Below are 14,945 nucleotides of genomic sequence, written 5' to 3'. Positions count from 1 at the left end.
TATTTATTAATCTCCAATGGTTCATACTATTGGAGATTTTTATTTACCAACTATTTTTAAAATAAAACAAGACTTACAAAACACACAAAAACAAGTACTTAGTCGATTTTTTACGTATTTATATCTAGGTTTTAATATTTTTATAATCCCAAAACCAAATTAACCTCTAGTTCTATGGATTTTAAATTAAACCCGTTGGGTGAAATTATTTGAAGTAAATTAAATTGATTAGATATTGGTCAAGACACTGCAAAGCAGTATCTTAAAGTCGCTAAACAACCAACATCCATGTCAAATATAGTTAAAAATTATTTTAAGGTTTTAGAAGTTATAAGTTCTTTGAATTATGATTCATTATTTAAATCAAGAGTTGGAAGAAGCGGCAAGATGTCTGATTTAGAGGTCGTAGCACTTAGTTTAACTGCTGAATTTATGTCTATTGATAGTGAAAACTCACTTTTCAAACAAATTAGTCCAGATTTAATTCCTAACTTAATTGAACGCAGTCAATTCAACAAAAGAAGAAGAAAACTGTTTTTGTTTTCTGAAGAAGTCCGAAGCAAACTAGCGAGTCGATTTCTTGAGTTTGAGAATTATTTTATTGTTGACAGTATGCCGTTGGAAATCTGTAAATTTTCTCGTCATTGCCGAATTAAAATATGTAAAGAGCATTTTGAAACAGCTCCTTCCAAAGGTTTTTGTGCCTCACAAAACAATTGGTTTTATGGATATAAATTACATGGAGTTTGTTCTGTAGATGGTGTTTTCCATTCTTTAGAGATTACAAAAGCAGAAGTTCATGATGTTCATTTTCTAAAGAATATAAAACAACAATTATCTGATTGTGTATTACTTGGAGATAGAGGGTATTTGTCAGAATCGATTCAGCTAGACCTATTTCGAACAGTAAAAATCCAATTAGAAACACCAATGAGATCCAATCAAAAAAACTATAAGCCTCAACCATATATTTTTAGAAAATCAAGAAAAAGAATTGAAACCCAGTTTTCACAATTATGCGACCAGTTTTTAATTCGAAGAAATTATGCTAAATCTTTTGCTGGTTTTAAAACAAGAATTTTAGCAAAAATAACAGCAATGACTCTAATTCAATATATCAATAAATTCATATTTGATAGACCTATAAATAATATTAAAAATCAAATTATTTAATTTCACCCAACGGGTTATACTATAAATCATTTTAAGCAGAATCCTTATACTTTTAAACACATTTTCAAAGCCAACTATTATTTTGCTACAGATGGTTTTGAGTTTAATTACCAATTGGATGTTCCTAAATTAATTGGAAAATGGAATTTTGGTTTTGATACTCAATTTACAAGTCCCAATTTTGCAATCAATTATTTTGGCTATGGAAATCAAACTGCTAATACCGATGAAATCAACGGTATGAATTATAATCGGGTTAAAATTAGTATGTTAAAATTGGCTCCAAAGATTGAAAAAATAGGTCGTTTAGGGAGTAAACTAAGTTTCCAAGTTGCTTATGAAAATTTTGATGTAGAAAACACCCCAGATCGTTATATTTCAATCCCCAATATTGTTAATCCTAAAATCTTTAAAAACCAACAATTTGCTGGAATAACAACACAGTACAGTTATGAAAATTACGATATACCTTCACTTCCATCCATGGGTATGGGATTTTTGATAGCGGCAAATTGGAAAATAAATACAAACAACAGCAAACAAAACTTTCCAACATTGTAATCCAAATTGAATTTCAATCATAAAATAGATGCTCAAGGCAAAATTGTTATAGCTACTTTATTTAAAACAAAAGCTATTTTGAATTCTAATTATGAATTTTATCAAGCTGCAGCCCTAGGAGGCGATTTTGACCTTAGAGGATTTAGAAATCAACGTTTTATTGGAAATCAATCTTTTTTTCAAAGTAGTGATATCCGATTTTCCATTGGAAAAATTAAAAATAGTTTAATTCCAATGTCGTATGGTTTTTTTGGTGGATATGACTACGGTAGAGTTTGGCTAGAGGGCGAAAGTTCTAACAAATGGCATCAGTCTATAGGTGGTGGTTTATGGCTCAATGGTTTAAATACCCTAACCGCTCGACTAAGCTATTTTAAAGCCATTGCCAATGAAGAAGTCCGAATCGCATTTGGTCTTGGATTTGGATTCTAATGCATTGCATCCAAATCCAATTGATACAACTTACCTCCTATTTTTTTCGTTTTTTCATCCACAATTAAAAGTGTTTTGTTGTCTTTAAAACAAATTGCTTCTTTTTGCGAAAAATGATTGAGTTTGACTCTGTTTACGGCACCAGAGAAAAAATTATCGGAAGTAAAATTTTCAAAAATCCAGATTTGACTATGGCTAAGTAAAACCACTTTTTTACCATCATTACTAATGGTGGCACTTGTAATAGCTGCATTTTCAAAATTACCTTCTGCCTTAAACTTAGCAAACAATTTAGCGGAATGAAAACCGGATTTATTGGGTACTTTGTATAAAAATGTGGTTCCGTCAAAACCTTTACTACGGTTTTTAGTAAAAAGATAAAAGTTGTTGTTGTACTCCACAAAAGCCTCTACATCAAAAAAGAGTTGGGTCTTTTTTGGTGGAAATTCGGTTTGCTCAGGATAAGCAAAACTCACTTTATAGGAAGGTATCACCGACTCATTATCCAAGGAATCTTTAGCAATTTTATAGATTGCCAAGTCTTTTCTAATGTTGTCATTATTACCAAAATCACCTATGTATAAGTTTTCTTGACTATCTTTAGTAATATCTTCCCAATCTATATTATTAGTTTGAGAAATTGTTATTGTTTTTACAAGTTTTCCCTCCTTATTAATTCCGTAAATTTCATTAGCATTCCCACTATCTTCCAATAGCCATGCTAAATTTGAGTTATTTGTATACGTAATTCCTGAAACTTCCTTTAATTTCTTAGGCAAATCAAATAATTCATTCACAATTGGAGTTTCACTTTGACAAAAAGCAAATAAAACAGATGCTAAAATTACTAAAGAGACTTTTTTCATTTCTAATTCAAATTTTATTAATCCTATTTAAACAATTCAGGATGTTTGAAATTTCGGGTCACAAACTTAAATGCTGCACTTAAAACAAAGCCCATTGAAGTTGCTTTTTTAAAATTTAAATCATTCGTATAACGGTATAATTCTAGTTTTAATTGTTCTATGTGCGCTTCTGGAGCGATGGTATCATGAGACATAATTCTAAGAATTTTTTGAATCCTTGTTTCTGCAGAAATAATTCTTTTGGCAAGAGCGGCTCGCTCTTCATGTTTGTATTGTTCGATGGAGCTTTCTTGTAATTTATCTTTAATTAATTTAATCATAGGATAATTTTCCTTGAAAAATTGCGGCCTATAGATTTTAAAATTCCCTTCATAACACTGCTGATCAAAATCGATAGCTCTAATTTTATAAACTACTTGGTCAAAATCATGAATAGGTACAATTACATAATTATACGCACGCATATCTCCCAAAAGCCGAATCATACATCGCTCATTAAATTTTACAAACTCCTTTGCTATTTGTGATTTTTCAGTTTCAGAACAACTATGAAGCAAGCTTTCCATAAATACATCACCTGGAATACCTATTATATGTTCTTCGATCAAGGTCTCTTGATAAACTAAAAAGTTAATTTTATCTGGTGACAATATATGTTCTAACTCCAATCCGTAAATTCGAGATGCGTCGGCTTTTTTTATGTAAAAATGTACGTAATTATCATTCAAAACATTACGTACTTTTATTCTGAAAGGTTTTGAATTTCCAAAAGTGCAATAATCAATTGCGTCTACATTTAGGAACTTAATAATATCTAAATTACCATCCGAATGCAGCAGCGAATATATCTTTTTCAAATTCAAATCAATCTCATTTCTTTCGAATTCATTATAAAACACTCTTGCCCATAATGTATCATGATCATTCTTATCATAGACATTTATAGAACCTGAAAAGCGTAATAAATCATCATATGATATAGCTACTTTAGATATCCTATCAAAACGTTCTAAATATTCAAGAAGTGATTGATTAATGGGATAAGTGGGTTTTTTGAATAAAGGTGAAATATCGCTCATGTATATGCAATTTATACAAAAATACGACTAAATTATCGGAATTCCTTTTGAATATAAAAACATAGAATATCTTGATTACGTTTCAAGAAAAATAATAAAACTTCAAAATCAAAAAGCAAACTTTAACATCTTAACAAATAAAAGAGTATTAAAAAAATACCTTCTAAAAAAAAGACGCTTTTCATCGATTTTATTTTTAGATTGTAGGTATATTAGGTAATTTTTAGACAAATTTACTTAAGTAAAATTACTTAATTTAAATGTAAAAAATAAAAAACACTGATTAACTAAATCAAAATTTAATCCAATTCTTTACAATTACTATTTATGCAAACAAATCTGGATTTTTATTTTAAAAAAAATTTTGAAATAGGAAAATGGGATATCAACCTTAATACAAATTCAATTCTTTGGGACAATAAAGCCAAAGAAATTTTTGAAGTATCAGATTCGTTTAGCCCTTGTATTAAAAATTTAATCACTTTTTTTTAATCGAAAAAATCTGATAATATTTAAAGCACTTATTAATCGTTCGATGGAGTTCGATACAGCCATAAGTGATAAATTTCAAATAATTACGGCCACAAATCGAATTAAACATTTAGAATGTGTGTGTCAAGTGGATCATCAATCGGATAAAATAAATAGAATTTATGGTTCTATTAAGGATGTCACCCATGAAGAAGAGCGAATCATAAAATTAGAATCGGTTGTTCAAAAATATGCTCCAGTATGCTCCAGTTTACAAAAAGCAATTGTAATTATTGAGACAAAAACTGGAAAAATAACCGATTGTAACAATCAAATTTACGATCTTACAGCATTTACACAAAATGAACTAATCAATTCTAATTACAATGTATTATTCCCATCATTAAGCAAAATAGATATCGATTTGAATATCTCTTTTACGAAAGAAACAATTTTAAAAAAGAAAAGACGCTAAATTAGTTCCTATTCAAATTTCATCTGGAAAGAATTTCCTTGTAAACAATCAAAACTTTTTAGTTTGCTTTCTAAAAAAATTGATTCTGTAGAAACCTCTGATATACTTTCTCTTATTGTTTCTAAAACGTCTGACTTAATCATTGTTACAAATCCCGATGGAGAAACAATATGGGCTAATCAGTCTTATCTGAAACTCGCTGAAACTAATTTGGAACAAATTATTGGAAAAAAAATAGATAGTCTTTGTAATAATACAGAGACAAACAATGAAAAAATAAACGATATAAAAAGAGCCATTCAGAATAAAGAAGAAATTGAAAATATATTTCAACTTACCAATAAACAAAACGAAAAATATTGGCTAAAATTAAACTTGAAACCAATTTTTGATCAAAATGGCGTTTGCACCAAATTCATTGCCATTGGCAGAGATATTACAACTACTAAAAATAAAGAAATTGAATTTGAGAACATCCTTGAAGTTACAAATCAACAAAACAATAAACTGCTAAATTTTGCTCATATTGTTTCACATAACATCCGTTCTCATACTAGCAATTTACAAATGGTTCTCGATGTGATTGAAAATACAGATAACACTACAGAAAAACTCAGTTTTATTGAAATGTTTAAAGAAGGAACCGAAAAATTATCCGAAACAATTGAAAACTTAAATGAAGTACTAACGATACAGAAAAACTCAAAAACAAAAAAAACGACTGTTTATTTAAAAACAGAAATTGAAAAAAACAGTATTCCTTTTAAAAGTAAAATTACCATTACGCACAATATCGAGGAAGATATATACTTGAAAGTTATCCCTTCCTATTTAGAAAACATTATACAAAATATTATATTTAACGCAGTTAAATATCAGTCACCTGATCGTTATCCCAAATTGGAAATTAACTTTCATACAGAAAAGCACTTCCATGTACTATCGTTCAAAGACAATGGATTAGGCATAAATATTGATAAAAACAAACATAAATTGTTTGGAATGTACAAATCGTTCCATGGAAATGAAGATGCAAAAGAAATTGGCCTATTTATTGTAAAGAATCTAATTGAAGCCATGGAAGGCAAAATCGAAATTGAAAGTAAAGAAGGAGAAGGAAGCACTTTTAAATTGTATTTTGATGAAAAACAAGATAACCTACATAATTGACGACGATAAACTATCAATAAAACTAATGAGCATGCTAATCACAAAAAATAATTTTTGTGAGGAAATCATCTCTTTTCATAATCCAAGAACCGCTCTTGATGAACTGATAAAAAATGCTGAAACCCCTTCAAAAATCCCAGATGTTATCTTATTAGACTTAAATATGCCTGTTTTGGATGGTTGGCAATTCCTGGACGAATTAGAACATATCACTTTTTCCAAAGAGATCATCATTTTCATAGTCTCTTCATCAATCGATCCTTCCGACTTAGAAATGACTAAAAATTATCCGTTGGTTAAAAACTACATCGTAAAACCACTTAATTCAGAAAAGTTAAATCAAGCTTCTTTGTTAATTGAAAAAGAAATAAAATTTTAGACTTTAAAGTGTAATACTATAAACTAAAACATCAATTTATACTAACTTTGTAAGACTATGAAAGTCTACAAATCAATACTATATTGTGTTTTAAGTGTATTTTTAAGTTCAAAAATACAGGCTCAGTTTATTAGTATAGACGATGCAAAAAATGCTTCTGAACTTGTCAATGTATTGACCAATAATAGTTCATGCTTACAAATTTCAAATGAAACAGTCAAAGGAGATACGCATACATCAGCTAAAAACAGCTATGGCACATTTACCAACACTTCTTCAAATTTTCCGTTTAAAACTGGAATTATATTAAGTTCCGGCAGCAGTAGTAATGCTTCGGGGCCATTTATTAGAGACTTTAATGATGGGAATAACTCCTGGCTCGGAGATACTGATCTTAACCAAACTTTAAATATTAATTCGGTAAATGCTACAGTATTAGAATTTGACTTTATTCCCCTTACAAACAGCATCAGTTTTAATTATCTTTTAGCTTCAAATGAATACCAGGATAATTATCCTTGTGAATTCTCCGATGGTTTTGCATTTTTAATCAAAGAAAAAGGAAGTACTAATCCTTATCAAAATTTAGCAATAATTCCGGGAACAACTATTCCTGTATCCTCTTTTAACATACATCCTAAAATCGTTTTTAACGATGGTTGTGAAGCAAAAAACGAATCATATTTTGGTCAATTAAATACCAATCCAAACAATAATAGCCCCATAAATTACGCTGGACAAACTAAAATTCTAAATGCTACATCTAGTGTAATACCAGGAAAAACCTATCATATTAAATTAGTTGTTGCAGATGATCGATTTGTCTATTACGATTCGGCTATTTTTATAGAAGCGGCCAGTTTCAATTCTGAAATTGACTTAGGAGAAGATCGTTTATTAGCTTCAAATAATGCTATTTGTTATGGTGAAAATTATATAATAGACACCCAATTACCTCCAAATTATAGCTACAATTGGTATAAAGACGGATTTCTTCTTCCCTTAGAAACTAATCCTTCTTACACAGTTACTTCAGCAGGAACTTATACAGTTGAAGTTACTTTATCCCCTTCTACTTGTGTAGCAACAAAAGACATCAAAATTGAATACACCCCACAAATTGAACTAAAAAATAGTAGCCTATCGCTATGTGATTTTGATGGAAATGAAAAAGAAACATTTGATTTAACACAAGCAGATACTTCAATCAAAAACAATAACACCTCTTTAAGTGAGATTACTTATTATGAGAATATATTGGATGCAAAAAACAATAACAATCCTATTAGTAATCCATTACATTATACAAATCAAACTTTGACACAAACAGTAATTGCCAAAGTAACAAACTCATACAATTGTGCTTATTATGCTGAATTAACTTTGAATGTTTTAAAGACTGACAACCAACTTCCTGCAAACATTATTATAGCTGTTGAAACAACTAATTTTGGAGGGGATAATAATACTGCTACGATTGAATCTATTTCGAATGGTGATTTTGAATTTTCTATAGACGGAATATTTTATCAAAAAAGTCCTGAATTTACGAAGCTAGCACCTGGTAATTATATTGCCCGTGCCCGTGATAAAAGTTTATGTACTGAATCGGTTCCTTTTCCTTTTATTATACTAGACTATCCTCGCTTTTTTACCCCAAACGGAGATGGATATAATGATTATTGGACCATAAAAAATTTAAATACGCTTCCCCAAGCTACTATCCGTATTTTTAATCGTTTTGGAAAATTCATCAAAGAATTTCAGTCCTCAAACTTAAATTGGAACGGAACACTTAACGGTTATTTACTTACTGCTGATGATTATTGGTTTAATTTAATTTTTGAAAATGGCAAAAGCATAAAAGGCCATTTTTCGTTAAAAAGATAAATAATAACAAATAATTTATACATTTAGCAAATGAAGAAAATTTTAATAGTATTCTTTTTTTGTGCGATGCTAAAGGGCTACGGTCAGTTTAGTAAAACTCATTATATCCCGCCTCTAACTTGTCAAGATCAAGGGCTAAAAGCAGGAGATCATTATCTATATATATCCACACCTACTACTAAAAATGTGGAAATAAAAATTATTGCCATTGGTGGACAAATTATCAATGCAACGATAAACAAAAATAACCCTTACGTATTCCCAATAGGAGTTGGAGAGGATACGCAATTATTCGTTCCAAAAATTAAAACGGGACAAAACAGCAACAAAGGATACATTATTGAGGCAGACGATTTAGTGTATTGCAGTGTTAGGGTAAATGCGGGTTTAAATCAAAATAATGGTTATAATCATGCTGGTGGATTAGTCACAAAAGGAAATAGTGCCCTTGGAACCATTTTTAGACTTGGTGCAATGACAAACCCATTATTTGACAGTTCATTACTTAATTTTGCCTCTATTTTGGCAACAGACAACAACACCACTGTAACTATCTCCAATATACCTGCTGGAACAGTTTTAGCCAATGGAACAATTGTGACAGGCCCTATAACTATCAATTTAAACAAAAACGAAAGTTACATAATTGCTCTAGAAAATAATCAAAACGAAACTTCCCAAACCTCAAACAGCTCCAAAATCATTGGTGCACTTGTAACATCAAACAAAGCTATTGTTGTTAATTCTGGATCATTTGGTGGTAGTAATAGTATCGTTGTTAGGGATTTTGGCGATGGTGTTTTAAGGCCAACTGGTAGAGACATAGGTTTTGATCAAATAGTCCCAATTGAAAAAACAGGTAAAGAATATATTTTCGTAAAAGGTGTAGGACCAGATGAAATAGAACGTGTTATAATCGTAGCACATGAACCACAAACATCCATTTATTTGAATGACAAAACAGTTCCCAGTTACACACTACAAGCAGGAGAATATATTGCAATTGATGGATCTGAATTCATAAAGGGCAATCTATATGTGCGATCTTCAGAAAATGTATTTGCTTACCAATGTATTGGCGGATTAAAACAAAACCCACCCCCCTATAACAATGAAAATCTGCAAAACAACCCTATAGCAAACCAAAACTTGTTTTACGTACCTCCTATCAATTGTGCAACTCCAAATATTGTAGATAATATCCCTATGATTGAATCGATAGGTAACACTTTATATAATGGCGGTTTAAATATTATTACTGAAAAAAATGCTACTGTTTCAATAAACAATAACCCTATCAATTCAGATCCAGTTGAAGTTACAGGAAACCCTAATTTTGTTGTATATACTATCGCCAATTTGAATGGTAATATTACAATTAAATCAACTAAACAAGTTTATGTATCTTACTTTGGCACTAATAATGCAGCTACTTATGGTGGTTATTATTCAGGATTTGATTCAAAACCAGAAATCGCTTTTGATAAAATCAATATCACTACATCTTCATGTATTCCTAATATTATTTTGGATGTTAACTCAACTTTGAATTATGATAGTTATCAATGGTATTTTAATGATACCCCAATTAGCAATAGCAATTCTAACACATACAAACCAACTGAACCAGGTTACTATCAAGTAAGAGGAAGTATTACAGGATGTAACACTACACTAATCTCCGACATCATTCCCGTAAGTAATTGTACCACAGATGTCGATAATGATACTGTTAATGATAATATTGACTTGGATCATGATAATGACGGAATTTCCAATTGTAATGAATCATATGGCAATCAAAACCTTAATATTTCGAACATTTCTTCTGGAAATTTAAATATTGGTTCCTATTCAAATTCTTATACTGGAACTACTAGCACTTCAACAACCGCCAGCTATATACCTATTACAGGAAACTCAGACGGCAGCTTTATTTCTGACATACCTGCAGGAAAAGGAAATTTTGAAAAATACACTTTGACATTCAACAAATCTATAAGTATTGGTATCGAATATGTAACTTCTGCCAATATTACCGATTTATTAAATGCAAATGCTGAATATACAATAACAACGGATACAGATAAAACAATTACTGTACTTAATCCAAATAATGAGTTATTAATTGACACCAATTATGATGGTATTTATGAAAGTGGTGTTACTGAATATTCCTCATTTGAAATTCGCTTTCAAATCAATGGAATAACACCTTTGACTGCTGGTTCAACATCCTTTAAATTCTTAACCCATTTAATCAATTCTATTAGTTTTATTCACAAAAATCTTTTAGATACACAAGCCAATAGAGTGACAATGAAATTTTTTGCAATTTGCGTACCCAAAGACTCTGATGGTGACGGAATTGTAGACCAATTAGATACTGACACTGATAATGATGGTGTTACTGATTTAATAGAAAGCCAAGCCAATAATTTTGTTTTAAACACTAATGATGCTAATAAAAATGGTATTTATGATGTTTTCGAAACTCAATTAACTCCGATAGATACTGATGCTGACAGAATTCCAGACTATTTAGATTTAGATAGTGATAATGATGGTATTTTAGATTCTGTGGAAACCGGAAGTAATGGTACAGACACAGATAACGATGGAATAAAAAACTTTAGAGACTTGGATAGCGATGGCGATTTATGTGATGATGTTACAGAAGCAGGATTTACAAGTACAAATAGAAATCCTATTTTAGGAACTATTTTCCCAGCAACAGTTGACAACAATGGACTTGTAACAAGCCGAAATGATGGATATACAACACCTAATTCCAATTATTTGACTTCTGGTCTTATAACAATTACAAACCAACCCGAAATCATACCAATCTGTTTAAATCAAAATGCTTCAGTTTCAATAACTTCAAATGCAGAAAGGATTCAATGGCAAATTACTACCGATGGAACAAATTGGAATGATTTGAGCAACAACAGTACTTACTCTGGTGTCGATTCAAACACTTTAAATATCTCGACTGTTAAACAATCCATGAATGGTTATAAATACCGCGTATTTCTAAACAAATTAGGGAATTCCTGTGGTTTATTATCTGAAGAAACCTCATTAACTGTTTTGGATTTACCAATTGTTAAGGATATCAATATCAAACAATGCGATGATGATTTAGATTCAAGATCCTCTTTTAATCTTACGGTAAAAAACAATGAAATATCAGCTAACTACGAAAACGAGACTTTTGATTATTTCACCTCAAATTTGGCAGCTGAAACAAACAATCCTTTAGAAAAGATTACAAATCCATTAGCTTACGAAGCAGATAATGGTTCTGTAATTTGGACAAGAGTAACTAACAATAATGGTTGTTATGCTGTTGCAAAAATTAATTTGCTGGTTTCTGCCTCACAATTGCCTCCAACTTATAATCTTACATTTGAAAATTGTGACGATTATATTGATGCAACAAATGATGATTATGACAAAATAACTGCTTTTGATTTTAGTAGTGCATCCAATAGCATTTTAACACTTTTACCTGAACCTAAAACAAATTATTCTATTAAATATTATTCTTCTGAAGCAGATGCTTTAGCTGAAATTAACGAAATTACAAATACTACAAGCTATCGAAATTCACTTTCGCCCAAAGAACAAAAAATTTGGGTTAGAGTTGATAATGAAATTGACAATAGCTGTTTTGGTGTTGGTCCACATGTTACTCTTATCGTAAATCCCAAACCTGATATTGATATTAACACTAATCATCTAGCCGATGTATATGTTTGCAATAATTTGCCCAATTATTTTGTAACTATCGATGCTGGCATACTGGATGGAAGTTTACCAACTATCTATAATTATGTTTGGGTCAAAGACAATCAGGTTTTGCACAACGAAAACAAAGCAACATTATCAGTCAACAAAGCTGGAACTTACACCGTAACTGTTAGCTCTCAAAAAGGGTATAGCAGAACACGAACTATTACGGTAATGCCATCGGAAATTGCTAAAATAAGCGAAATTAAACATACAGAATTAAGCGAAAATAATTCAATTATTGTTTTAGTGGAAGGTTCAGGGAATTATGAATACAGTTTAGATGACAACACAAACTTTTATCAAGAATCTAATCGATTTGAAAATGTGAGTGCTGGTATACACCAAGTGTACATTAGAGATAAAAATGGTTGTGGAGTAGCTGAACAGTCAGTAGCAATTTTAGGTATTCCAAAATTTTTCACACCTAATAATGATGGTTACAACGATTATTGGACAATAAAAGGAATAAATTCAACTTTTAATTCTAAAACTGTCATTAATATTTTTAACAGATATGGAAAACTAATTAAAAACATTAATCCACAAAGCCAAGGTTGGGATGGAACAATAAATGGACAACCTTTACCTACTGATGATTATTGGTTTACTGTCAAACTTGAAAACGGGAAACAAATCAAAGGCCATTTTAGTTTGAAGCGCTAACCAGCAAAAGTAAAAAATCCCAAATTACACACTCGAATTTGGGATTTTTAATATTTCATCTATTAATGATTAGATTTTGAAACGTTTTCTATCATTTTCGTTTAAGTAAATTTTTCTTAAACGTAATGATTTTGGAGTTACTTCTACATACTCATCTTTTTGAATATATTCTAAAGCTTCTTCTAAAGAGAATTTGATTGCAGGAACAATACGAGCTTTATCATCAGCTCCAGACGAACGAACGTTTGTTAACTTTTTAGTTTTAGTAACGTTTACAGTCATATCATCAGAACGAGAGTTTTCTCCAATTACTTGACCTTCATAGATATCTTCGTTTGGATCAACAAAGAATTTACCACGATCTTGTAATTTATCTATAGAGTAAGGAATTGCTTTTCCGTTTTCCATAGAGATTAACGAACCGTTGTTACGTCCAGGAATTTCTCCTTTGTATGGTTCGTAACCAATGAAACGGTGAGACATAATCGCTTCACCAGCAGTAGCTGTAAGCAATTGATTTCTTAATCCAATAATTCCACGAGATGGAATGTTGAATTTAACAATCATACGCTCTCCTTTACCTTCCATAGAAAGCATTTCACCTTTTCTAACAGAAACAAACTCTACTGCTCTACCAGAAAGATTTTCAGGTAAATCGATAGTCAATTCCTCAATTGGCTCACATTTTACACCGTCAATTTCTTTGATAATTACTTGTGGCTGACCAATTTGTAATTCGTATCCTTCTCTTCTCATTGTTTCAATAAGAACTGACAAGTGTAATACACCACGTCCGAATACCATAAATTTATCTGCCGAATCAGTCTCAGCAACTCTCATCGCTAAGTTTTTCTCTAACTCTTTAGTCAATCTTTCACGAATGTGTCTAGAAGTAACAAATTTACCTTCTTTACCAAAGAAAGGAGAATCGTTAATTGTAAACAACATACTCATTGTAGGTTCGTCAATTGCAATAGTTTGTAAAGCTTCAGGATTCTCATAATCAGCAATAGTATCACCAATTTCAAATCCTTCAATACCCACAACTGCACAAATATCACCAGCACTTACTTCTTCTACTTTTTTACGACCTAGACCTTCAAAAGTATGTAATTCTTTTATTCTTGATTTGATAATTTTACCATCTCTCTTCACTAATGAAATTGGCATTCCTTCTTTTAAAGTACCTCTTTCTAAACGACCGATAGCAATACGTCCTGTAAATGAAGAGAAATCTAAAGAAGTAATTAACATTTGTGGAGTTCCTTCAGAAACTTTAGGAGCTGGTACATTAGCAATTACCATGTCCAATAATGGCTCAATGTTTTCTGTTTGATTTTTCCAATCGTCTGACATCCAGTTATTCTTAGCAGAACCATATACTGTAGGAAAATCCAATTGTTCTTCTGTAGCACCTAATTCAAACATCAAGTCAAAAACTTTTTCATGTACTTCTTCAGGTGTACAGTTTTCTTTATCTACTTTATTAATAACAACACAAGGCTTCAATCCTAAATCAATAGCTTTTTGTAATACAAAACGAGTTTGTGGCATTGGTCCTTCAAAAGCATCAACAAGCAAACATACACCATCGGCCATGTTCAATACACGTTCTACTTCTCCTCCAAAATCGGCGTGACCAGGAGTATCAATAATATTAATTTTTGTTCCTTTATAAGAAACAGAAACGTTCTTAGAAGTAATTGTAATACCTCTTTCTCGCTCTAAGTCGTTGTTATCAAGGATCAAATCCCCAGTATTTTCGTTTTCACGAAATAACTGACAGTGATACATAATTTTATCAACCAAAGTGGTTTTACCGTGATCGACGTGGGCAATAATTGCAATGTTTCTAATAGCTTCCATCTGTGATTTTTAATGGCTGCAAAGGTACACTTTATTTTGATATAAAAAATATTTATCAAATACTTTACAATCGACTTTAATATATATTTATTATAACAACAACCCTTTGATATGTTAGAAAA

General features: G+C 30.8%; 11 protein-coding genes. 8 read left to right on the top strand and 3 right to left on the bottom strand.

From position 1 onward, the window contains the following. Positions 1-288: 288 nt before the first annotated feature. The 3 genes from P5P90_RS00270 (at position 289) to P5P90_RS00260 (ending at position 2,166) form a co-directional block, all read left to right on the top strand. Positions 289-1,173 (top strand): IS982 family transposase, encoded by an 885-nt coding sequence (locus tag P5P90_RS00270; RefSeq protein WP_422851717.1) that lies wholly within the window; start codon positions 289-291, stop codon positions 1,171-1,173. 114 nt (positions 1,174-1,287) lie between these two features. Beyond that, positions 1,288-1,734 carry a hypothetical protein gene (locus P5P90_RS00265; RefSeq protein WP_278035272.1) on the top strand — a complete coding sequence of 149 codons (447 nt, stop codon included), beginning with the start codon at positions 1,288-1,290 and terminating at the stop codon, positions 1,732-1,734. A 6-nt stretch (positions 1,735-1,740) separates the two neighbouring features. Continuing rightward, positions 1,741-2,166, top strand: coding sequence for a hypothetical protein (locus P5P90_RS00260; protein WP_278035271.1), 426 nt, complete (start codon positions 1,741-1,743; stop codon positions 2,164-2,166). Here the strand turns inward: P5P90_RS00260 and P5P90_RS00255 are convergent. Further along, on the bottom strand, positions 2,163-3,032 hold the full coding sequence (locus tag P5P90_RS00255; RefSeq protein ID WP_278035270.1) for a hypothetical protein: 870 nt from the start codon (positions 3,030-3,032) through the stop codon (positions 2,163-2,165). The genes P5P90_RS00260 and P5P90_RS00255 overlap by 4 nt on opposite strands. Before the next feature lie 23 nt (positions 3,033-3,055). Next, complete coding sequence (locus P5P90_RS00250) at positions 3,056-4,111, bottom strand: hypothetical protein (RefSeq protein WP_278035269.1); 1,056 nt, start codon at positions 4,109-4,111, stop codon at positions 3,056-3,058. Between the two features lie 535 nt (positions 4,112-4,646). Between P5P90_RS00250 and P5P90_RS00245 the strand changes: the two genes are divergently transcribed. The 5 genes from P5P90_RS00245 to P5P90_RS00225 all read left to right on the top strand — a co-directional run bounded on the left by P5P90_RS00245 (position 4,647) and on the right by P5P90_RS00225 (position 12,957). Continuing rightward, a complete protein-coding gene (locus P5P90_RS00245; protein WP_278035268.1) occupies positions 4,647-5,057 on the top strand; it encodes a hypothetical protein in 411 nt (136 codons plus the stop codon). A gap of 63 nt (positions 5,058-5,120) precedes the next feature. After that, positions 5,121-6,227, top strand: a complete 1,107-nt coding sequence (locus tag P5P90_RS00240; protein WP_278035267.1) for a PAS domain-containing sensor histidine kinase — start codon at positions 5,121-5,123, stop codon at positions 6,225-6,227. Then, positions 6,199-6,606, top strand: a complete 408-nt coding sequence (locus P5P90_RS00235) for a response regulator (protein ID WP_278035266.1) — start codon at positions 6,199-6,201, stop codon at positions 6,604-6,606. The genes P5P90_RS00240 and P5P90_RS00235 overlap by 29 nt, the downstream gene beginning before the upstream one ends. Before the next feature lie 57 nt (positions 6,607-6,663). After that, positions 6,664-8,496 carry a T9SS type B sorting domain-containing protein gene (locus P5P90_RS00230; protein ID WP_278035265.1) on the top strand — a complete coding sequence of 611 codons (1,833 nt, stop codon included), beginning with the start codon at positions 6,664-6,666 and terminating at the stop codon, positions 8,494-8,496. 30 nt (positions 8,497-8,526) lie between these two features. Then, positions 8,527-12,957, top strand: coding sequence for a T9SS type B sorting domain-containing protein (locus P5P90_RS00225; RefSeq protein ID WP_278035264.1), 4,431 nt, complete (start codon positions 8,527-8,529; stop codon positions 12,955-12,957). Positions 12,958-13,026: 69 nt separating this feature from the next. On the opposite strand, the gene typA is transcribed toward P5P90_RS00225, so the two are convergent. After that, positions 13,027-14,823 carry a translational GTPase TypA gene (gene typA / locus P5P90_RS00220; protein ID WP_278035263.1) on the bottom strand — a complete coding sequence of 599 codons (1,797 nt, stop codon included), beginning with the start codon at positions 14,821-14,823 and terminating at the stop codon, positions 13,027-13,029. Positions 14,824-14,945: the final 122 nt, after the last annotated feature.

It is taken from the genome of Flavobacterium nitratireducens (assembly GCF_029625335.1).
Taxonomy (GTDB): Bacteria; Bacteroidota; Bacteroidia; order Flavobacteriales; family Flavobacteriaceae; genus Flavobacterium; species Flavobacterium nitratireducens.
Note: the sequence above shows the minus strand (reverse complement) of the source record. Positions and strands in the feature narration are given on the sequence as shown.

Bases quoted from the DNA above. Each gene is read 5' to 3' on its own strand.
- typA (WP_278035263.1), bottom strand. From the start codon at position 14,823: ATGGAAGCTATTAGAAACATTGCAATTATTGCCCACGTCGATCACGGT.
- P5P90_RS00230 (WP_278035265.1), top strand. From the start codon at position 6,664: ATGAAAGTCTACAAATCAATACTATATTGTGTTTTAAGTGTATTTTTA.
- P5P90_RS00225 (WP_278035264.1), top strand. From the start codon at position 8,527: ATGAAGAAAATTTTAATAGTATTCTTTTTTTGTGCGATGCTAAAGGGC.
- P5P90_RS00235 (WP_278035266.1), top strand. From the start codon at position 6,199: ATGAAAAACAAGATAACCTACATAATTGACGACGATAAACTATCAATA.
- P5P90_RS00250 (WP_278035269.1), bottom strand. From the start codon at position 4,111: ATGAGCGATATTTCACCTTTATTCAAAAAACCCACTTATCCCATTAAT.
- P5P90_RS00270 (WP_422851717.1), top strand. From the start codon at position 289: ATGTCAAATATAGTTAAAAATTATTTTAAGGTTTTAGAAGTTATAAGT.
- P5P90_RS00245 (WP_278035268.1), top strand. From the start codon at position 4,647: ATGGAGTTCGATACAGCCATAAGTGATAAATTTCAAATAATTACGGCC.
- P5P90_RS00255 (WP_278035270.1), bottom strand. From the start codon at position 3,032: ATGAAAAAAGTCTCTTTAGTAATTTTAGCATCTGTTTTATTTGCTTTT.